This window comes from Aquimarina algiphila (assembly GCF_007489275.1).
GTDB lineage: Bacteria > Bacteroidota > Bacteroidia > Flavobacteriales > Flavobacteriaceae > Aquimarina > Aquimarina algiphila.
This window is the reverse complement of the sequence record NZ_VLNR01000049.1, coordinates 32,273-54,658: the sequence shown is the minus strand read 5'-3', so window position 1 is coordinate 54,658 and position 22,386 is coordinate 32,273. Positions and strand designations below refer to the sequence as shown.

Annotated in this window: 15 protein-coding genes; 4 read left to right on the top strand and 11 right to left on the bottom strand. The window is 31.8% G+C overall.

Annotated elements, in window-relative coordinates; all coding sequences use genetic code 11:
• Positions 1 to 142: 142 nt before the first annotated feature.
• The 8 genes from FOF46_RS20565 to FOF46_RS20530 form a co-directional block, all read right to left on the bottom strand.
• Entirely contained in the window at positions 143 to 934 is a 792-nt protein-coding gene (locus FOF46_RS20565; protein ID WP_109438638.1) for an SDR family oxidoreductase, read from the bottom strand.
• Between the two features lie 40 nt (positions 935 to 974).
• Positions 975 to 2,027, bottom strand: coding sequence for a type III polyketide synthase (locus FOF46_RS20560; RefSeq protein ID WP_143917738.1), 1,053 nt, complete (start codon positions 2,025 to 2,027; stop codon positions 975 to 977).
• Between the two features lie 20 nt (positions 2,028 to 2,047).
• Entirely contained in the window at positions 2,048 to 2,767 is a 720-nt protein-coding gene (locus tag FOF46_RS20555; RefSeq protein ID WP_143917737.1) for a methyltransferase domain-containing protein, read from the bottom strand.
• Complete coding sequence (locus FOF46_RS20550; RefSeq protein WP_143917736.1) at positions 2,761 to 3,891, bottom strand: NAD(P)/FAD-dependent oxidoreductase; 1,131 nt, start codon at positions 3,889 to 3,891, stop codon at positions 2,761 to 2,763. Before FOF46_RS20550 ends, FOF46_RS20555 begins: the two co-directional genes overlap by 7 nt.
• 82 nt (positions 3,892 to 3,973) lie before the next feature.
• Entirely contained in the window at positions 3,974 to 4,666 is a 693-nt protein-coding gene (locus tag FOF46_RS20545; protein ID WP_143917735.1) for a YiaD family glycine zipper/OmpA-like lipoprotein, read from the bottom strand.
• 16 nt (positions 4,667 to 4,682) lie between these two features.
• Positions 4,683 to 5,162 (bottom strand): lipocalin family protein, encoded by a 480-nt coding sequence (locus FOF46_RS20540; RefSeq protein WP_109438633.1) that lies wholly within the window; start codon positions 5,160 to 5,162, stop codon positions 4,683 to 4,685.
• 196 nt (positions 5,163 to 5,358) lie between these two features.
• Positions 5,359 to 6,678, bottom strand: a complete 1,320-nt coding sequence (locus FOF46_RS20535; RefSeq protein WP_143917734.1) for an MFS transporter — start codon at positions 6,676 to 6,678, stop codon at positions 5,359 to 5,361.
• Positions 6,679 to 6,825: 147 nt separating this feature from the next.
• A complete protein-coding gene (locus FOF46_RS20530) occupies positions 6,826 to 7,647 on the bottom strand; it encodes a M48 family metallopeptidase (RefSeq protein ID WP_208746802.1) in 822 nt (273 codons plus the stop codon).
• A gap of 381 nt (positions 7,648 to 8,028) precedes the next feature.
• Between FOF46_RS20530 and FOF46_RS20525 the strand changes: the two genes are divergently transcribed.
• Genes FOF46_RS20525 through FOF46_RS20510 form a run of 4 tightly spaced genes read left to right on the top strand, consistent with a single transcriptional unit; the run spans position 8,029 to position 17,255 of the window.
• Positions 8,029 to 10,935, top strand: coding sequence for a caspase family protein (locus tag FOF46_RS20525; protein WP_143917733.1), 2,907 nt, complete (start codon positions 8,029 to 8,031; stop codon positions 10,933 to 10,935).
• Positions 10,922 to 11,752 (top strand): gasdermin, encoded by an 831-nt coding sequence (locus tag FOF46_RS20520; RefSeq protein ID WP_143917732.1) that lies wholly within the window; start codon positions 10,922 to 10,924, stop codon positions 11,750 to 11,752. Before FOF46_RS20525 ends, FOF46_RS20520 begins: the two co-directional genes overlap by 14 nt.
• A gap of 20 nt (positions 11,753 to 11,772) precedes the next feature.
• Positions 11,773 to 13,539, top strand: coding sequence for a hypothetical protein (locus tag FOF46_RS20515; protein ID WP_109438629.1), 1,767 nt, complete (start codon positions 11,773 to 11,775; stop codon positions 13,537 to 13,539).
• A gap of 2 nt (positions 13,540 to 13,541) precedes the next feature.
• Positions 13,542 to 17,255, top strand: a complete 3,714-nt coding sequence (locus FOF46_RS20510; RefSeq protein WP_109438628.1) for an nSTAND1 domain-containing NTPase — start codon at positions 13,542 to 13,544, stop codon at positions 17,253 to 17,255.
• Here the strand turns inward: FOF46_RS20510 and FOF46_RS20505 are convergent.
• From FOF46_RS20505 to glgB, 3 genes are all read right to left on the bottom strand, one after another.
• Positions 17,230 to 19,632: a glycoside hydrolase family 31 protein gene (locus FOF46_RS20505; protein ID WP_143917731.1), complete on the bottom strand. Its 2,403-nt coding sequence runs from the start codon at positions 19,630 to 19,632 to the stop codon at positions 17,230 to 17,232. The two genes, FOF46_RS20510 and FOF46_RS20505, sit on opposite strands and share 26 nt — an antisense overlap.
• Positions 19,633 to 19,834: 202 nt before the next feature.
• Positions 19,835 to 20,437, bottom strand: coding sequence for an NAD(P)H-dependent oxidoreductase (locus tag FOF46_RS20500; RefSeq protein WP_109438626.1), 603 nt, complete (start codon positions 20,435 to 20,437; stop codon positions 19,835 to 19,837).
• Positions 20,438 to 20,468: 31 nt separating this feature from the next.
• Positions 20,469 to 22,376, bottom strand: coding sequence for a 1,4-alpha-glucan branching protein GlgB (gene glgB, locus FOF46_RS20495; protein ID WP_143917730.1), 1,908 nt, complete (start codon positions 22,374 to 22,376; stop codon positions 20,469 to 20,471).
• Between the last annotated feature and the right edge of the window lie 10 nt (positions 22,377 to 22,386).

Sequence of the window (22,386 nt, the reverse complement as noted above, 5' to 3'; positions counted from 1 at the left end):
ATCCTTTTAAAACCTTGAGTATTTTATCGTAATTTGCTTGAAAGTTGTGCATATGAATTATAGTGTCGTAACTACAATTTACTGCCTTTTAGCAGTTTGCGCAACTTTTTCTAAATGCACAACGGGTTGTTATATCATATTATTACGAAAGATGCTCTCCTCCATTTACAGGAATAACACATCCATTAATCCAAAAGGCTTCATCTTTACACAACAAATACACTGCATTAGCTACATCATCAGGTTCTGTAAGCCTATTATAAGGATTACGCAACAGACTGTGTTTAATGATTTGTTCATGACCAGGTATCATCCTCAAAGATTGTGTATCAACCGCACCTGGCTGTAAACAATTAGCTTTGATCCCATAAGGAGCAAATTCTAGAGCAATACTTCTTGTAATTGCCTCAAGAGCTACTTTTGCAGCAGAAACTGCTGCATAATTCTTCCATGCTTTTGTATTTCCTTCACTGGTAAAAGAAATCACCCTTGTATCTTTTCCAAATAATTGTGCTTTAAAAATAGCAGTTACCCAATCATAAAGACTAATAGCCATTGCCTCTATGGTAAGATGAAAATCATCATTCTTTAGTAATTGATCAGTATTTACCATTGGTTTCAAATTTCCTTTGGCAACACTATGTATTAATGCTTTTATACTTCCTTGACCTATATGATTCTTAATTTCGGTTATTACTAGATTTCGTTTTTCAGGATGTAACAAATCGACATTAAAAGAAAGTAAATCCACTCCTAGGTTCCTAATACCTTCAAAACTTTCCTCAATCTGACTGATTTCACTTTTACGATTTCGATGTATTATAATAACATTCATACCATGAGATGCCAGTTTTTGAGCTGATGCAAGTCCAAGACCTGTACTTCCTCCTAATATGAGTACCCATTCATTTTTATTTGTAAACTCCTTATTCATAGTAAAGATTTCCTTAGGTGGAAATAAAAATAATGTATTATTACCATTCTAATAGTATTCTTTGTGCTGAAAACCCGGGACCAAAACTTAACATAAGCCCTATCTCTCCTGGTGATGGCTTTTTCTCTATAAATCGTTCTAAAACGTATAAAACAGTAGCACTGCTCATATTACCGTATTCTAATAGAACCGCCTTAGTATCTTCTATATTTTTACCAAGATGTCCAAAAAGTTCTTCTACGGTCTGCACTATTTTCTTTCCTCCAGGATGAAAAACAAGATGATCAACATCCTCAATTGTCTTATTATATTTTTTTAAAAAAGGATGAATCACATTAGGAAAATGCTCAGCAATAGTTTCAGGAACTTTAGGATCTAATATCATTTGTAACCCACCATTCGTTAATTTAAAACCCATCATGGTTGTTGCATCGTAAAAATGATACATTTCATCCCCCAGGATTTTAGGCCCTATAGCGTCCTCTTCTGAGGATAATAGTGTACATGCTGCTCCATCACCAAAAATTGCAGCACTTACCATATTTGTCATACTATAATCATCTAACTGAAATGTTGCTGTTGGCGATTCTATCGCAATTACCGCAGCACGCTTACCAGGATTTGCCTGAAGAAAATTACGAGCATAAATAATTCCTGAAACTCCGGCCGCGCATCCCATTTCTGTAACAGGTAAACGTACAATATCTTGTTTGAGATTAAGATCATTAATAATATAAGCATCTATAGACGGAATCATAATACCTGTACAACTTACAGTAATAATATAATCCAAAGATTTAGGATCCCAATCTACTTTATCCAATGCTTTCTTTAATACTGACACGCCAAGTTTTTTGACTTCTCTAACATAGATGTCGTTTTTGTCTTCAAAAGTAGTAGCACTAAAAACTTCCTCAATACTCATAATACCATAACGTCGATCTACCGCAGAATTCTCAAAGATTTTGATTACTTTTCGTTTGAAACGATCATTCTGCGTAGACAACCACTCAGAAACAAAAGGTAAAATCTCTTTGGTTTCCCGCATGTATTGTGGTAATTGTTTTGCAACAGTAGCAATTTTTACATTCAATTTTTCTTACTTTTTTAGTGTTAACTTTCCTTTGTCATAATTACCCATCGGTATCTAAATGCCCATTTCCAATGGATATTATAATGTTGCAGATTCATCGATATGGCATACTGCAGCAATTCTTTTTTTTTAAATCCTCTTTTTATAGATATCAGTCCATCATTTTTTGCAATATGTCCTTTAATAAAAAAGAAACTAAATATCTTAAACAAATAATATGCTATACCACTACGGTGAAGATCATTTATTACCACACCCACCTTGGCTAGTTCTATCATTTTTTTCATCACATCTCTTATTTCATTGCACTTTAAATGATGTAATGTCAATGTACACAGAATGATATCATAAGAAAACTTTGAAGCTTCTAGGTTTAATATATTTTGTTTTTGATATGATATCTCTGGATAAGATACACTTAGTTTTCTAGCATAAGTCAAACATTTTTCGCTTAAATCGATTCCTATCAATTTTACATTCCTTTTTTTCTTTCTCAATGATTTTGCGATAGACCGTAACATTTCACCATCACCGCATCCTAAATCAAGAATAGTAAGCTGTTGTGAAGAATCTGTATCTTCAATCAACTTATGAACTGCTCTAATTGTAATACTATTGCCTCCTAATAATTTATTTACCCTCGAAATATCAGATAAAGCCGTTTCTAGGGCTTTATCTTCGACTTCTGGGTCATCCATAAGTTCTAACTCATTACTTCTATGTTGTAAATTGATTAGCATATCAAAGGTTCCCCATGGGTTTGTTTTATAATTTTTGGAACTATTGAAGGTATTACATTGGCTACTGCATACGATATCTGTTGTAAGTTACCATTCAGCAATATTTTTTGTAAAATTCTGCCTGCATATAATCTTTTGGAAAAAGTGTTATTCCATTTTTCAATATATAATCTCTCTATTTCTTTTCTTGACCCTGCAACTTCAGCATTATGGTTTTTAATTAATAATTCACACAACAACTGTGCACTTTGGATAGCCATAGCCATACCATTACCGCATAATGGATGAATAAGTCCAGCTGCATCACCGGTCATAAAAATATGATCTTCTACGGGATTTTTCCTTTCAAAATTAATCTGACTTATAGTTATTGGTTTATCAAACAAAAGCTCTGAACTACTAAAAAAAGTATCCAGATAAGGATTTTGCCTCATGACTTCATCCTGAAAAACATTAATGTTTTTATGCTTTTTAAAACTATCATAGTTCACCAAATAGCATACATTTACTTTTTGATCCTCAACCATAGAAAGTCCACAATATCCGCCTTTAAAATTGTGTAATGAAACTGTATTGCTATCAAAATTTGCTTTATAATGAGCTTTTACCGCTAACCAGGGAGATTTTTTAAAGCTAAAATCTCGTTTCAATGCTTTATCTAGTGTGGTCCTCTTGCCGTATGCTCCAATAACGTAATCACAAGTTTGAACTATGTTACTATTTGTCTTTACCGAAAAGGTATCGTTTTGATATTGTATATCTATAACTTGATCATTTATCAACCTGACTCCTACTTCTTTTGCTTTTTCCCATAGATAATAATCTAATGTATATCTGCTAATCCCAAAACCACCAAGGGGTAATGTACTTTGAATACGATCTCCTTTTTGAGTTGTTATAACAAAGTTTGAAATAGTAACAGGTTGTACTTTTTCAAGATTTATATCTAAAAATTCAAAGTAAGGAAGCACCTCATTCGATATGTATTCGCCACATACTTTGTGCTTTGGATACGTATCTTTTTCTATGAGCGTAACTAGCACACCGGCCTTTGCTAAATGAATAGCACTGGTTAATCCAGCTAGTCCCCCACCGATGATTAGTACATGTGAATTCTCATTCATTTATTGAAGATACATAAATTTTGAGCATAAAAAAATCCCGACTTAAATAGTCGAGATTTTTAACGATTTCTTACAAAATGAATTATTGTTTTACTTCGTTTTGCGCGTCTCTCTTCATTTTTTCGTTAGCAACAATTCCAAGTTCAACTCTTCTATTCTTAGCTCTTCCTTCTGCAGTACCATTATCATATTTTGGAAGTGTTTCACCATGAGCATATGTTGTCAAACGGCTTTTACTTATTCCTTGAGATACCAAATAGTTTGTAACGGCATTTGCTCGTTTTTGAGATAATGACATATTATAACTATCATCACCCGTGCTATCAGTATGCCCTTCTACAATAATATTAGTATCAGGATATTCTTTAAAAATACCAGCTAGTTTATTAAGGTTTGTTTTAGATTTAGCATTAATAGTTGACTGATTCGTAGCAAAATAAACTCCACTATTCTCATCAAATACTACATCAATACCTTCTCCAACACGTGTAACTTCTGCTCCTGGTATTTCTGATTCGATTTTTTGAGCTTGTTTATCCATTTTTTTACCGATAACACCACCAGCAACACCACCAACTACACCACCAATAACAGCACCAAGTGCAGAATTTTTCTTTTTCACATTGTTTCCGATAATACCTCCAAGAACAGCTCCGGCTGCGGTACCTATTACTGCACCTCTTTGTGTATTGTTTGAGTTTTTAACAGCTTCACAACTTGTCAAAAGTGCAACCGTTATTAAGGCAACTCCTATTTTTTTTAGATTTGTCTTCATTATGTAAAGATTTGATTTATTGTATTTTATTAAAATTCATTGTAATCACAAAAGGTTTCCCTTCTAGGCTTACCGTCATTGTCCAAGTCATTGTAGCGTTATCAAGATGCTGTAAAAGCATTCTATAACCAGCATTATTGTTGGTGCTTTTTTTCTTTTCATTTATTGGTTTAAATAAAAAGCTATAATCTCCATTTCCTTCTGGCTTAGGGATTGTAAATCTAAAATTTCTTGCCCCAGTAGAAACACAACTACCTTGATTTACTTCATACTTTCCAGTATTATTATTAGGAATAAATTTCCAAATACTTCCTGTAAAGCATTCAGCAGAAGCATCATTATAAAGATTAACATCAAACACCCCCGAACGATCGTAAGAAATTTTATCTAAAGACCACTCTCCTTTAAGTGTTTTTTTTGCTGCAATAACAGTCTGTTGAGTGGTATTACAAGAGGCTAGTAGCACTACTACCAGCATAAACATAAGTTTTTTCATTATTGTGGGTTTTATTATATAAAAGTAGCTAATAACGTTAACGTATCCAATATTATTATATTTCAAAATTAATATAATAATATACGAATTAATAAGTCACTGAAACTAGATGAAATACATAAAAAAAGGATAAAAATATTCTTACCAACTAATTACTGAAATCATTAAATCTATCCAAGTAACCTCATAAACAGCATTACGATTTTTTTCTGGGTACTCTAAATAATAAGACAAGACCAACTACAAAAAATAAGATCAGGAATAGTATCGAATAACGAACACTCCCGGTTACTTGAGCTATAATTCCGTACGAGAACATCCCGATTACAATACCGATCTTCTCAGACACATCATAAAAACTAAAGTAAGAAGCTGTATCTATCGCATCTTCTGGTAAAAATTTTGAATATGTTGATCTCGATAAGGCCTGAATTCCTCCCATAACCAAACCAACAATTGAAGCAGTGATATAAAATTGCATTGGCGTAGTAATTGTATATGCAAATACACAAATCCCAATCCATATAAAATTAATCACGATCAAGGTATTTATATTTCCAAATTTAGAGGATGCCTTAGAAGTAAGATATGCTCCAAGTACGGCAACCAATTGAATCAATAAAATACTAATAATCAATCCTGTTGTAGCATTCTGTTCTCCCCAATCTAACTCTTCAATACCAAAATAAGTTGCGATAAGCATAATAGTCTGCACGGCCATACTATATACAAAAAATGCACTTAGATATCGACGAAGTTTTATGTCATTCTTAAGTGCTTTCCATATCATTTTTAGCTCCTTAAAACCATTAAAAACTACAGCTTTGGTTAACACATCTTTTTTATTTCCTTTTGGAAGATAATAATAGGTGTATTGACTAAACCCAATCCACCATACTCCGACCATAATAAAGGATAACCTAGTCGGTACTCCTTCATCTTCAAAACCAAACCAATCGTATTTTAAAATCATTACAAGATTGATAATCAATAGAATTACACTTCCTATGTAGCCTAGGGAATACCCTTTTGCACTAATAGCGTCTTGTTGTTCGGGAAAAGCAATATCTGGTAAATAAGAATTATAAAACACCAAACTTGCCCAAAAACCAATTAGTGCTAAGAAGTAACAAAGCAACCCGAACCATAAGTGTTCTAAGCTAAACCAATACAAACCTATACATGATATTGCACCTAAATAACAGAAGAATTTTAAAAAGTTTTTCTTATTTCCTACATAATCTGCAATACCAGAAAGTAATGGACTTATAAAAGAAACTACTAAAAAAGCTAATGCGGTTACATAACTTATAAGGGAATCGTTATTAAAATCAAAACCCAAAAACCGAACCGTATCATTTGTAATAACACCATTAACTTTTGTTATAGTTAATGCTCCCCAGAAAATTGGAAAAACCGCAGAAGAAATGGTTAAGTTATATACAGAATTGGCCCAGTCATAAAAAGCCCAGGCGTTCAACAGTTTCTTATGTCCTTTAGGTAATACTTTACTCATGTAGTGTGAAATTAAAAATAAATCCCTCCTGATACCGAAAAAAAACTTGTACAAAGCGAGATCGATGAAACTAAAAAAGCTGTTCTGATTTTTCTCAGAACAGCTCCTAAAATAAGTATAATCTTTTTAAGAATATAAACTTTACAATTATTTAAAGGTTGTAACCCCAAATTTCTTTGCTTCAGCTTTTGCTCCCGGAGCCCATGCTGTGAGATTTGCTATACGCGTATCACTTGATGGATGGGTGCTCATAAACTCTGGTGGTGCTTGTCCGCCACTATTTGTTTTCATACGTTTCCATAATTCGGCAGCTTCATCAGGATTATATCCAGCAATTGCCATTAACAATATTCCGATTTCGTCTGCTTCTGTTTCATGGCTTCTACTAAAAGGTAGCATTACACCAAATTGAGAACCAAGTCCAAACGCTGTTCCTACAATCTGTTGTGTTTGTTGATCTTTACCACTTATAGCTACTGCGGTAGCCGCTCCTGCTACTTGTTGTATTTTACCTGCACTCATTCTTTGCTGACCGTGATTAGCTAGTGCATGTGCAACTTCATGCCCCATAATAGCTGCAATTCCTGTCTCAGTTTTTGCTATTGGTAAAATTCCTGTATAAAAAACAATTTTTCCCCCTGGCATACACCAAGCATTAACGGTCTCATCCTGTACAAGGTTATATTCCCATCTATAATCTTTAAGATAACCAGCATACCCTCTTGCATTTAAGTATCGTTCTGAAGCTTTTGCTATTTTCTGTCCTACTCGTTTAATCATTTCTGCATCAGAAGTTCCTTTTACAACCTTATTCTCTCCTAAGAATTGATTATACTGCTGAAAAGCCATGGGTAATATTTGCGAATTTGGCACTAACGACAACGTTTTTTTACCAGTAAATGGATTTGTTGCCCCACAAGACATAAGCAATAAGATGGATAATGAAGCTAAAATTTTTCTAATTTTCATGATAGATATACTATAATAATTATTGGTAAGTTAAAAATAGTCAAAAATCTCGGTTTATATAATTCATTTGACCTTTTTGTATTGGCTTTTTTTCGATGAAAGTATAATTTTTTCGATGATAGGCTCATTAAACCGAATCACTGTATCATAAAAGGGGTTTTTACCTTTTTATATTTGGGTGTTATTCCTTTTCAAAAAACAATAAATATCCTTATATTTATAATAGTGAAAAAGGGCACAACTATCTGATTATCAATATTTATAAAAAATCATTTTAACTACCCCATCCCCTATTTACCAAATACCTTCTGTCATATTCACTACTAATGGTTTTTCTTAACTGCAATCGTTTTTGTTTAGCAATTAAAATAATATACGATTATGAACCTGTATGCATTACTTATTGGAATCAATGAATATCATATAAGCCCTTTGCGGCAATGTGTAAACGATGTGAACAAATTCGAAATCTATCTCAAAAATCTTGAAGCTGAAAAAATCTACGATACTATTTCAATTCAAAAACTTACAGATAAAACTGCCACCAAGTCTAATATCGTTAAGAATATAAATACAGTTCTCAACAAAGCCAAGAATAAAGACACAGTCTTTCTTTATTATAGTGGTCATGGAGCGTTAGAAGAAAGTTCGGGTCGATTTAGTGACGCTCATTCTGGGACAATAGAATGTCTGGTTTGTTATGATAACGAAGGTGAAAACGAAAATAATTTTTTGTTAGCAGATAAAGAATTGCGGTATTTATTTTCAAAATTTAAAAATGACCCGCATATAATTACAGTTTTTGATTGTTGCCACTCTGGAGATATGGTTAGAGCATTTAACCCTCAAAAAGATAATGGTTCCAGACAAAGAAGACTAAATGGTATATTTCCTTCAAGAAAATATAGTGATTTTATCTTTTCACAAGAGATCGATGAAGATCAAATCAAATCACAAAAGCTTGCTTCATTAATTCCGTATAAAAACTCAGTAAACATTTCTGCTTGCCTTGCATCTGAATCTTCATGGGAAGATGCTAAAGGTGGTGTTTTTACCAGATATTTATTACAACTTCTTAAAACAAAAAATAACAAAATAAACTATCTTGATATTACAAAATGGGCAAAAATAAGTCTTAAGGGAATAACTAATAAAAAACAAACACCAACTATTAGTGTACAGGGTCAAGGAAAAAACAATCACTATTCCGCGTGGTTGAACCTATATCCCAAACAAACTCAAATTGATCAAGGCGAGATATTCTTTAATAATAAAAATGGTTGGTATTATAACAAAGGATTTCTTTTTGGAATAAAAGAAGGATCTGAAATTACGGTTAACGTAAATAAACACACAACATTTACTGCAAAAATCAAAGAGGTTACTCTTGAGGATTCTCTAATTCAAGACCCTATGGAACATGGGGTTTTACTAGATTACAAAAAATCATATCCTGTCTCTTCAGAAACAATTTATGAATCTCTTGGTATTTTTATTTCAAATCTTGATCATGATAAATATGCAGAAAATGATATAAAACTAATTGTAGAAGACATACCAAATATTAACCTCTGTAGCGCTGATCAGGCTTCTTTTTTTGTTACAATATTCAACCAAACTGTTTATATCAACTTACCAAATGATCAATACAGACCTCTAGCGGTACAAATAGATCTATTAGATACTCAATTAGATCAAGTAAAAAAAATGCTTTCTCATCAATTGAATACTTTAATTAAATGGAATTATTATCGTACCCTTGAAAATCCAGATGGAGGTTTTTCAAAAATCCCACTTAAAGTTGAAATTCGATTAGAAAAGGATCAACAATGGTTAGACATAACCAATACCGAATCTAATTTAACTACGCTTACGGACCAATTAACACGTAATGATGAATTTTATCAAAAATATCAGATAAAAGTTTCCAATACTTCAAAGGAAACTATTTTTGTTACCACATTACTATTGGGATCTGATTTGGCAATTTCTTCTGATCCTTTTGATCATAAAACCAAAAGGCTTAGACCCAAAGAATCTATTATGTTTTATGAGCATACTAGTTCTGCCTATGCTGGTTGGTCATTTGATACTTATAAAGAAATTTATAATTGGAAACATGATTGGCTACATTATAAGTTTATCGTTAATAACAAAGAAGATATTACTTCGTCAATACCCAATATGACTCAGATAGGAATTCAACCTCCAATAACTCACCTTGGTAATTTAATGGGGCATGGCGCAATTTCTGACTTTTTACCAGAAAAAACGAAATGGGGAGTATACACATCCACATTAAACCTTATTAATCCCTCATATAATATTGTTAGTAAAAAATTAATTGATCATTGGGATTGGTATTGTAATCATGAAATTTTGGCTCCGTTTATTAATTCTCTATACACAGAAAAAAAACAAAATGGATTTGCAATAGAAACAAAAATGAATACAGCTAATGTTCTGGGAGATAAAGATATCAACAGTAAAAATTTATCTGGTTTTACGATAGACATAGCTAACTATCTAGATGATAAGCGCAGATATCGAAAATTTAAGAAATCAAAACGATTATTACCAGAATTACCTGTGATTGTTGCAGAAGGAGACTCCTGGTTTTTGTTCCCTTTTTTGGTAAAAGATACTCTGGATTATGTTATGGAAAAATATCCTTTACGCAGTATAGCTGCTGCCGGTGATGAATTACAAAATTATAGAACAAGTAGACAACTTCTTAAAGAAATAGAAAAAGAACGCCCCAAATATGTACTAATAAGTGGTGGTGGGAACGATATCATAGGCCCGGAAATTGTAAATATTCTCAAAAAAGGAATGCCATCTGGTTTAACGCCATCTGCATATCTAAATGATTTTTATGATACAAAAACCAAAGATATAGAAGCAACCTACAACTATTTTTTTAATCGAATTCATGAGTTTGATTTTGTCGAACAAGTATTCGTACATGGGTACGATTATGTTCGTGCAGATCATAATGTCAAAACCATTAAAAAAGGTTGGGTAAATAAATATTTAATCCAAAAAGGAATTACACTACAAGAAGATAGAACCAATGTGATTAAGTATTTAATTGACAAGTTTAATGACTTGCTAAAAGAAGTAACCCATAAACATAAAAATGCCACATATATTGATATGAGACATTTGGTAAAAAAAGATGAATGGTATGATGAAATTCATCCTAATGATGTTGGATTTGCCAAAGTCGGTAGAAAATTTATAGAAGCTATTAACCAATTAGAATATGTATATCATGAGAATATGTAAAAACAATATTACTGATCAAATAAGAGATCTTTTTGATGCAAACCCACTTAGAGTTCCAGAAGCTAGAATACAGCCATTATGCATGTTAGAAGTACATAATAAAAAACAAAAATATTTAGGTGAATTTAAATTTTTGGTAAAAGACGGGTTTAAACATTCGATTGACATAAAAACTGCACCTGTATCAGAAGTCTCAAATGTAAAAACCAAAAAAATTGATTTCAAAATAGGGTTTGATATTCTAGGCAATTTTATTAAAGCTTTTGGTCTAGATCCGGCTGCGATAGGAGCTTCTGTAAAAGGTTCGGGGAAAATGGCATTTTCTTTCGGAAATGTGATTAGAAAATATATAGACACATTAGAATTAGGACATATTTTGGTATCTAACGAAATCAAAGGTGACTCTGATAATATTTTTATCGCAGACATTACAAGTAAAAAAGATGTACAATTAGCTTTAATTACAGATGTCTTGACCAGTACTGATTTCTCTTTATCAACATATAAGAGCAATGAAACTCATGCCGAAATAAATATTCCTTTAATACAAGAATATTTATCAAATATTGATACTAAACTTACCATTGAAAAAGTATCAGAAAATGAAGTTAAATTTAAAGGAAACACTCCCCTAACCTATGCTTTTACCTGCGTAGAGATTAATATTGATCCTGAAACCGGAAAATTTTCGAGAGGTCAATGGCTAGATAATATACGATCCTTTAATGGTACTTCTGTATCGGGTACAGAGCAAATCAAAATACCAAAATTTATGCTTGATGATAACCAGGCAAATCCATTATTAATTGACTTTTAGGTCTAAAAAATACACAAACAATGAATGAATATTTTGTTGGAGTATTTGAAAATGATGATCAAGCTCCATTACACAGTTTAGATGATGAGCGTAAAGCTATTGATGTTCTTTTACTAAAACATAAAAATATCTTTAGTAAAGAAATTATCCCTAATGAAGGTATCGATGGATTTATTAGTAAACTTCAATTACTTACTAATGATATGACCATATTTCATTTTAGCGGTCATCATGATGATGGTGATAAAGCGATCAAGTTAAGTGATGAAATATTCAATGATAAAGGATTAATAGAGATTTTAAATAATGCTCCTAAATTAAAAATGGTATTCATAAATGGCTGCTCTACTCATAAAATAGTAGAAGCTTTACATAATATACCCGTAGTCATAGGTACCAATACTCCTGTATATGATCACTTTGCTTATACCTTATCTACCAAATTTTATGAACTATTATTAAATCATAAAGATAACATCAATGAAAGTGAAAAAATAGATGACGTTTTTAAGCAAGCAAAGGGATTTTTACAAGGTCATTATAAAGCTCCTAATGACACAGAAAGAGGTTCGGGAGCAGCAGAAACTATTGAGCAAAAAGTAAATAACTATTACTTCAAAATCAATAAAGAGATCGAACAATGGCATACTGATCCAGATACTTTTCCTGTAAAAAAGAACTTTCAAGAGTTAATAGATGAGATCAGACAGGAAGAAAACCTAGAAGAAGAGTTATATAAATATTACCCTTATTTTTTGTGTATACATCTAGAAATATTATCAGATTTTAATGATATCAACAACAGTGTTTATCAGGAATTAACCAAAGAACGTTATTGGGTTATTAGAAGTATGTTTAAAGAATTTCTCAATTTTCTTAAATTTTCTGCATACTCCATAATCTGGTCAATATCAAAAGATAAACCAAAATTTAGAACCAAATTAAGCTCGCAATTAAAAGAAACGCTCAGAGACAATTTAGAACTTGGATGGGAATCAAATGTTCAATACAAGATTTCTGAAGACCTTGTTTACATTTATAACAATATTCCGGACGAATATTTGGATAAAAATCCGCTTTGGAAAGAATTAAAAACTTGTGTCCTGGAGAATCAACAGGTATTCAAAGAAGTATCAGATTTTTTCTCTACTCATCTGGAGCATAATAAAAATAGTAAACAAGATTATATAAGAACAGAACAATATCTGGAAAAGTTTATTCGAAATTTTAAATTCCTTAGAAACCTTGGTATTGAATCTATTTATGATGTTTTTTATAATCAATTTAAATATGATAATCAACGTTCTTATGTGATTAATAGATCTTATTACCCTGTTAGTAATAGACCAACAGCTTTAGACAATAAGAAAAGTGTGGTATTTGAGGTAACTGATGAGGAATCAACTCTGGATATAGATGTACATTCTGTCTATATATGCACTACAAAAAACGGTACAGGAAAACCAAAAAGAGAACTCAATTTATCTCCTTTCTATTTGGATGTAAATTCTACATCTGTTGCCAAAGATAAAATAAAACTATACTACCTTGATCGGTACTCAGAAGCTACTGATAAATTAATATATAAAGAGGTCATTAATGCAAGAGTAGATAGAGATAATACTTCAAAAAAGAAAAAACTTGGAGAAGAAATTGAAGTTCCATTAAATCAAGACATGATTCTTGGTTTATATAAAGATGGTAAAAAAGATATTATTGAGATAGAAGAGAAGAAAAAAATACGAGATCACTTTGAATACATAAAGAATCTAATCTCTAATTCCTAGCTATGCCACACAGAAAAGTAATATCTCCCTTTAAATTTCTCGATTCTTATAAAAAAGATGATTTTCAAAGTTATTTTGGCAGAGATAAAGAAAGTATGGATTTTTTTGAATTGTATAAAGATTCATCCATTATGATCTTACATGGACCTTCTGGGTCTGGCAAAACCAGTCTCATCTATTGTGGATTACTTAATAGAATTAAAAGAGAGAAAAAAGTACTGAGTATTCGAAGAGATGAGGATCTTATTGAAGCCATCAAGAAAAAACTTTTTATACATCAAGGTTTTGAAAGTAAGATCGTAAATAATCAATCAAAATTAATTGATGACTTTTTTTTAGCGCAATCAGATTTAAACAAAGTATTAGTATCTATTAAGCATATTGAAGGAATGATGCTAAGTGTGGAAGAAAAAATCATTAAGCTAAAACGAAAAGATAAGATCGTACCTACTTCGACTCAACCATCTGATAATACTTCTGTAGATGATTCATTGAGCACTCAGGAATTGATTGCAAAATACAAAGAGCGATTACAAAAATTCATTACCGAAAGAAAAGGTTTATTAGAACAATTAAGAGAAGATAACAAACAAGTAACCACTATATCTAATGAAATCTATGATTACTTCATGGGTAATAGAGCAAAGAACTCGCAAACACCTTTTACACCACTAATTATATTTGACCAATTTGAAGAGCTTTTTGTTTATGGAACCGAAGAGGAAATTAATAAGTTTGGATTATTCTTAAAACTTATTTTTGAGTATAAAATCCCATTTAATATTATCATATCCTTACGAGAAGAATATTTTGGGCATCTGGATCAATTACAGTCTTATGTTCCACATATATTTTATAAAAAAATACGATTAGCGCATCCGAATAAGGACGTTATTAAAAATATTATAAAAAAATCCTTTCAAGAATTTAATATCAATCAATACAAAGATCACACAAAAGAAACGTTATCTGATACAGAGAAAGATAGTAGAATAGAATTAATTCTTAATCAAATTAAAATTAAAGATAATGAATCCACTAGTTACCACCTCCCCTTTTTGCAGGTATATCTGGATAGTTTATATAAGGTGGATTATTATAGGACTTATGGAGATAAATCATCACAAAACAACAAAGAACATTTACCCCTAGAATTTAAAGAAGAAGAGATTAAAGAATTTGGATCTATCGAGCAGGTTTTAGAAAACTACATAAGAGAGGTTAATAATAAAATTATAAAAAACACCAGTAACAAACTAAATGATAGAGTTGAACACAAAGATAGTGTGATAAAGTTTTTAAGACATTTTAAAACTAAAGACGATCTTAAAAAAAGAATACCTATACAAGTCGAAAAAGACAATTATTATGTCATAAGCAATCGGAAAATATTAGATAAAATTCAAAAAGATATTTGGGGTGAAACTAATGATCTTGAATACAATGGAACCATATCTGAAATCATTAATAAGTTAAAAGAGAAAGGTATTTTAAAAGTAAGTACAGACCAAAATCTTGGGGCAGATTATACAGAGTTAAGCCATGATATTATTGCTAAAGTAATTAGTAAAATAAGAACGGAAGATGACTTTATGTTGTTAATTAAAAAAGATTTTATCTCTTCTTTTGATATATATCAGGACACTAAGGACAAAGGAGATTTACTATCTACTAAACAGATAGAACGAATGAATCAATGTATGGAGTATATCATGACCGATGACAATGCAGATCGTCTCCTACTTAAAAAACAATTCCTTAAAGAAAGTATTGAAGAAACTCAAAAAGAAGAATTAGAGCAAAAAAGACTAGAAAAAAGATTAAAAAGGTTTGTGTATTATCCATTTATTATGACCTGCTTGCTTTTTATTTTGGCAGCTTTAGCGTACTCTTTAATACGATTGGAGGAAGAAAATACAATTAACAAATTATCGATGAAAATCCATGAAAAGATGGGGTATGCTCTGCGAGATTATAATATAGATAGAACAAGTTCATTTAATCATATTTTAGAGTCAGAAAAAATTCTTAAAAAGGAAGGTGAAAATAAGAAATGGTGGCATTTGATTACTAATTTTATGGATAATGAATCAACTTCAAATTTTTCAGAAAATGATTCAATATTTAATATTGTAAAAGATTTCAAAAATGATTTTTACAAAGAATACAACAAAATCCCTTTCTATCATAATAGTGTCGCTTTGGGAGGTGATACCTTATTAGCTACAAAAACCCGAGTACAAGACGATAAGTTGTATATATTTACTTTAACGTCTGATTCATTAATCCTAAAATCTATATCATTTAAAGAAAAGAACGCTCAAAACAATACAATTTTTGAAAAAACGGAAAAGCTACTTGGTTTTGAACCATTTAAACCTTTTGGCAGTAGTGAATTAATGACATTGATTGCCAAAAACGCAGCTAATGAAGATGACAAAATAATAGTACAACTCCTTAACCAAAAAGGAGAAGAACAGGTTCTAGATAAAAATAAAAATGTTGAAATTGTTATCTGGGATGCAAAAAAACTAAATGATATTGAGCATCAAAAAGGATATTCTTTTTTAATAGGAATCGATAATAAGCTTATACAACTAGAATTAGATTTACCAAATAACACTTATAAAATAAGTGTCGTTAAAGAATTTAATGGAGAAGTAAGAAAAATAAAGACCTTTAAAAACAATCCAGAACATTATTTAGTCTTGTATGGGATTAACAAATTATATTTTAGTAATTGGAGTCGACTAAAAAACAATATTGTAAAAAGTAACCTCAAATTAGAAGAAAATGATCGCATCCATACCTTCAAAATAAGTAACAAAGATACCGCAACTACTGTATTATTAGGATTGAAAGGACGAATTAAAACGCTTAATTTAAAAACGTTAAAAGCAAAAAACAACTATGTACATGATGAGCAAATCAATACCATTGATGTTAATCAAAAAGGTGAAATGCTTTTGGGTAGTCGAGATAATGGAGCTAATTTATTAAGTACAAACAACATGTTACTGAAACAATTTATGGGGCATTCGAAACCAATTCAAAATGTCTCTTTTGTGAAAGAGAACCCAAACTATATAACTACAAGTAGTGACGACAAAACTCTTAAAATATGGAACATTACCCCTATTGCTGATACTATAAATGCACTTCCCGAACGAGATCATTTAAAACCAACTAATAATGATGTATCATCGCTTAACGAAAAGAAAGCTCACTTGCTAAATTCTTTAAGTAAAGAAACACAGAGCACTCTACAAAAACACATTGATTATCTGTATGATATAGATTACTCAAAAGATAAAAAGTATGCCATTTCAGGAAGCGCAGATAATACTGCAATTATTTGGATGAAGACAACATCAAAATATACAGTGTTACAAAATCTAAGATCTCATACAGGTGACATTGTAGATGTAGATTTTTATAATAACGATTTAGTACTTACAGCAAGTAGCGATAATACGGTTCAAATTTATCAAAAACTAGACGATAAAAATCAGTTCATTCAAATCCCTAGCTTAATTCGACACGAATACAGTATAACATCTGCAGCTTTTTTTGATAATACAAGCATTATATCAAAGGATAAAAAAGGACATATCAAAGAATGGAATTTTCCTTCTTTTGATTCACTTGTTAAATCAAGAGCTTATCAAAACCCTAACGAATCTTTAAAAACTAAGCTACTATATGAAGCTCAGTAAAATCTTTAGGTACTACTAATACATTATTTTTTACATTAAAATCTATACTGTCAAAAGAAACCACCACATTATCTATTTCGATTTCTTTAATCTCAAAAGGCAAACCAATTAATTCAATTTGCATCGTTTCATATTCAGTAACATACGTTCCGTCTTTATGTTGTTGAATAATAATTTCATTTTCTTTACCAGTAAATGAGAAACTTCTTAAACTAAATCTTCCTTTGGCGTAATCATAACCATCTTGAGCATCCTCATACACCTTAGAAACTTCTTTATTTCCTAATTTATAGTAGACTTCAAGTTTCAACTCTTCGATCTTCTTTTCACCCACATATTGCTGAATCGGATACTTTGGGATAATAGCGCCTTCTTTTACGAATAATGGTATGACATCTAAATCGGCATCTACCCACTGCTCCATTCCGCCTTTTACATATTCTCTAGTCCAGTAATTATACCAATTTCCTCTAGGGATATACATTCTTCTTCCTTTTGCATTAGGTTCTAATATCGGGCACACCAAAATCTGGTTTCCAAAAATAAATTCATCTGTTCGATAGTGTGTCTGTAAATCATCCTGATCATAAAGGACCAAAGACTTTAACATCGGAATCCCTGCTTCTGCATATTCCCAAAACATAGAATATAAATAAGGTAATAATTGATATCGTAACTCTACATATTTCCTGGTTACATCTACAACTTCTTCTCCAAAAGTCCATGGTTCCTGATTACCGTGATCTCCAGAAGAATGGGTACGGCAAAACGGATGAAAAACTCCTAATTGGATCCATCTGGCATAGAGTTCACCTGTTGGATGCTCTGCAAAACCACCAATATCACTACCTGTAAAAGACATCCCGCTCATACTCATACGCTGCGCCTGAATGTTAGCAATCCATAAATGTTCCCAGGTTGCAATATTATCCCCTGTCCAGGAAGATGTATAACGTTGTGCTCCAGAATATGCCGATCTGGTAATGATGAAAGGGCGTTTTGGATAAGCAAATCGCTTTACTCCTTCATACGTTGCCCTGGCCATCTGAGTACCATATATATTGTGCGCTTTTCTATGACTACAGTAGTTACCATCATAACTATGACGTACATCATCAGGGAATGTTTTACCAGGAACCTCCATAACAGCAGGCTCATTCATATCATTCCAGACTCCTTTTACCCCGATCTCGTCTATAATCTCTTTAAACAATCCTGCCCACCATTCTCTTACTTCTGGTTTGGTAAAATCTGGGAAATAACATTCTCCAGGCCATACTTTTCCTCTCATATAGGGTCCGTCTGCTCGCTTACAGAAATAATCATTCTCCATAGCCTCTTGATAAACACTATACTCATCATCGATTTTGATTCCCGGATCAATAATGACAACAGTTTTAAATCCATCCTCTGCCAGTTCAGCAACCATACGTTTTGGATCAGGAAAATACTCTTTATTCCAGGTGAAGCATCTAAACCCATCCATATAATCAATATCCAAATAAATAGCGTCACATGGAATTTGAAGTTCTCTAAACTTACTGGTAACTTCTTTTACTTTACTTTCTGGATAATAACTCCATTTACATTGATGATATCCTAAAGCCCATAAAGGGGGTAATTCTGGTTTACCGGTAAGGTCTGTATATCGAGTAACCACCTCTTGCATATCAGGACCATAAAAGAAATAATAGTTCATTTCTCCTCCTTGTGCCCAGAAACTGGTTACATTTCGTCGTTCATGACAAAAATCAAAAAAAGTTCTGAAGGTATTATCGAAAAAGATTCCGTATGCTCTTTCTTCATACAAACCAATATAAAAGGGAACACTTTTATATAAAGGGTCTTGATCCTTACCAAAAGCATATTGGTCAGTCGCCCAATTCTCAACACGTTTTCCTTTTAGATTAAGGTGCATTGGTTTATCTCCTAAACCATAATAGCATTCACCTTGAGGTGCAGATTTACTCATTTTGACGATGTTACCACCGTATTCATAACTCTGTTCCCAATGAAAACCCCAATCGTCTTTACAAATGACATTCCCTTCTTTATCAAAGATAGTGACATGAATATTTGCCTTAGCAATTCTGATTTCAATCTTTGAAGTTATTATAGTATATGCTTCATCATTTTCTTCAACTTCTAATATACTATATCCTCTAGCTCCGGTTTCACTTATTGCATATGAGAAATCATTTTCAAAATTGTTATCGGTAGCATACCTAAATCGGATTACACTTCCTCTTAGAATAGTAATCTGTAGAATTACACCATTTTCTGTAGTAAAGTTTAATTTATCTACATTTTGTGAAAAAGAAATAATCTTTCCTGGAAACAAATTTCCTTTTTGCTCAAGTTCTGTGCTAACAATCATATGGATCTATTTTTCGTTAGATGTTGGGATAGTAAAAGAACAATTTCTAAGTCATATTTGGAATCATTTTTACTACTATTTATTAAGAAAAAATCACGAAAACGTTTGAAATAACTCTTAATTAACAATTGTTTAATTATTACTCTTTTTAAGGATTGTGTATATGACCTAATCCTATTTAAAAAGTATAAAAACTAAGTTATTAGATACAGTATTCTTTTATCTTTTTTCCAATTGATTTTATAATTTCTGAATGATCCTGTATTACTTTTTCTTTGTCCAAAGTTCCTCCTAAAATTATCATTTCTTTCTTATTAAATCTTTTTCCAAGCCTATCATTAATCATCACATTTTTCATACTTTCTGCAATTCCAATTTCTTCTAAAAATTGATTTGGGTGTCCAGCAGTACAAATAACTAATCCATATTTTATAGTTTTCATTTTAGCCTCAGGTTTTGATTCCTCATTCCCATAAGCATAACCAACAGAATAAACCCGATCAAACCAACCTTTTAATTTTGCAGGGCAATCACTCCACCAAACTGGATAAACAAAAATTATGCAATCTGCCTTGTTTATCTTTTGATGCTCTTCTTTTACGTCATTCGGAATAGGTAATTCAATTTTTGCAAATCCTTCTCTTTCATATTCATCTTCATTCATATCAGTTATAAAATTCATCTCATACAAATCTGAAATTTCAAATTCTAAATGTTCTTTTTCAAGACTAGACTTCAATTGTTCTAAAATTTCATAGGTATAAGATTTTTCACTTGGATGACAATATATGATTTGAATTTTCATTCCTATACAGCTTTATCTAATCGTCTTTTTATTATTCTATACTAAAAACAACAGCACCTAATGGTGGAATAGTAATCTCTATAGAATATGATCTATAATGCCAATCTTTTTGTTCAATTACAAGTTCTTTTTCTGTACTCATACCACTACCTCCATATTTTGAATCATCACTACTAAACAATTCAACTAATTTTCCTTGCCTAGGTAATCCTATACGATAATTGGTTCTGGGAACTGGTGTAAAATTACAAGCTACAATCAATGGGTTTTCGTCTTTGTTTCCTTTTCGTATATAAGCAATGACAGAATTATCATGATCATCATAACTAATCCATTCAAAACCAGAATTACTAAATTGTTGCTCGTATAATGCAGGATTATTTTTATATAAAATATTGAGATCGGTAATTATTTCTTTAATTCCTTTATGATAATCATATTGAAGTAAATGCCAATCCAGGCTTTTTTGAAAATCCCATTCATCATGCTGTCCGAATTCTGCCCCCATAAAAAGAAGGTTAGTCCCCGGATGAGTAAACATATAACTATATAACAATCTTAGGTTAGCAAACCGCTGCCATTCGTCTCCCGGCATCCGACCAATAATACTACGTTTACCATACACTACTTCATCATGTGATAGGGGCAGCATAAAATTTTCGGTAAAAGCATAAGTCATACTAAATGTAAGATCATTTTGGTGATGTCTTCTATAGATGGGTTCTTTAGCAAAATATTGTAATGTATCATGCATCCATCCCATCATCCATTTCATTCCAAACCCTAATCCACCAGAATATGTAGGTTTAGAAACCATAGGAAAAGATGTAGATTCTTCTGCAATAGTCTGTACATCTGGAAAACTGCTATACACTTCAATATTCAGTTCTTTCATAAATGCAATAGCTGCAAGATTTTCTCTACCCCCATATATATTAGGTTCCCATTCTCCTTCATCTCTAGAATAATCAAGAAAAAGCATAGAGGCTACAGCATCTACACGTAATCCATCTGCATGATATTGATCTAACCAAAAAATAGCATTACTAATCAGAAAACTTTTTACTTCATTACGTTCATAGTTAAAGATCAGGCTCTTCCAATCGGGATGATATCCTTTTCTTTTATCAGGATGCTCATATAAACAGGTACCATCAAAAAAACCAAGTCCATGCGCATCTTCAGGAAAATGTGATGGCACCCAATCCAAAATAATCCCAATATCATTTTGATGTAGTTTATCTATGAGTAATTTAAACTCTTCTGGATAACCAAAACGTGATGTAGGAGCAAAATACCCTGTTAACTGATACCCCCAGGAAGGATCATAAGGATACTCCATAATTGGCATCAGCTCTACATGAGTAAACTGCATCTCTTTTACATATGCAACTAATTCATCAGATAATTCTGTATAAGAAAGAGAACGATTTTCTTCTATCCTTTTCTTCCAGGATCCCAGGTGTACTTCATATACCGAGTAAGGTGCATCACTGGCATTATGTCTTTTGCGTTTTTGCATCCATTCCTTATCCTCCCAGGCATAATCATCATCCCAAACTACTGAAGCTGTTTTAGGAGGATGCTCGCATCGTCTCGCATAAGGATCTGCTTTTTCAGTTTTAATATCATTCTCATTAGAATGAATTTTATATTTATATACATTTCCTTTTCCAACTCCAGGTATAAAACCTTCCCATATACCCGATTTATCCCATCGCACATTCAATTGATGTTCTCCTTCAACCCAGAAATTGAAATCACCAATTACAGAGACAGATTTTGCCGCTGGTGCCCAAACAGCAAAATATGTACCTTCTATTCCATCTACTGTTGTAATATGTGATCCAAATTTCTCATATAACCGATAATGATTACCTCCTTTAAAAAGATTGATATCAAATTCTGAAAAGAAGCTAAAGGGAGTTACTCCACCCATATACAATTAG

Bases quoted from the DNA above. Each gene is read 5' to 3' on its own strand.
- FOF46_RS20565 (WP_109438638.1), bottom strand. From the start codon at position 934: ATGAATAAGGAGTTTACAAATAAAAATGAATGGGTACTCATATTAGGA.
- FOF46_RS20555 (WP_143917737.1), bottom strand. From the start codon at position 2,767: ATGCTAATCAATTTACAACATAGAAGTAATGAGTTAGAACTTATGGAT.
- FOF46_RS20550 (WP_143917736.1), bottom strand. From the start codon at position 3,891: ATGAATGAGAATTCACATGTACTAATCATCGGTGGGGGACTAGCTGGA.
- FOF46_RS20545 (WP_143917735.1), bottom strand. From the start codon at position 4,666: ATGAAGACAAATCTAAAAAAAATAGGAGTTGCCTTAATAACGGTTGCA.
- FOF46_RS20540 (WP_109438633.1), bottom strand. From the start codon at position 5,162: ATGAAAAAACTTATGTTTATGCTGGTAGTAGTGCTACTAGCCTCTTGT.
- FOF46_RS20535 (WP_143917734.1), bottom strand. From the start codon at position 6,678: ATGAGTAAAGTATTACCTAAAGGACATAAGAAACTGTTGAACGCCTGG.
- FOF46_RS20530 (WP_208746802.1), bottom strand. From the start codon at position 7,647: ATGAAAATTAGAAAAATTTTAGCTTCATTATCCATCTTATTGCTTATG.
- FOF46_RS20525 (WP_143917733.1), top strand. From the start codon at position 8,029: ATGAACCTGTATGCATTACTTATTGGAATCAATGAATATCATATAAGC.
- FOF46_RS20520 (WP_143917732.1), top strand. From the start codon at position 10,922: ATGAGAATATGTAAAAACAATATTACTGATCAAATAAGAGATCTTTTT.
- FOF46_RS20515 (WP_109438629.1), top strand. From the start codon at position 11,773: ATGAATGAATATTTTGTTGGAGTATTTGAAAATGATGATCAAGCTCCA.
- FOF46_RS20510 (WP_109438628.1), top strand. From the start codon at position 13,542: ATGCCACACAGAAAAGTAATATCTCCCTTTAAATTTCTCGATTCTTAT.
- FOF46_RS20505 (WP_143917731.1), bottom strand. From the start codon at position 19,632: ATGATTGTTAGCACAGAACTTGAGCAAAAAGGAAATTTGTTTCCAGGA.
- FOF46_RS20500 (WP_109438626.1), bottom strand. From the start codon at position 20,437: ATGAAAATTCAAATCATATATTGTCATCCAAGTGAAAAATCTTATACC.
- glgB (WP_143917730.1), bottom strand. From the start codon at position 22,376: ATGGGTGGAGTAACTCCCTTTAGCTTCTTTTCAGAATTTGATATCAAT.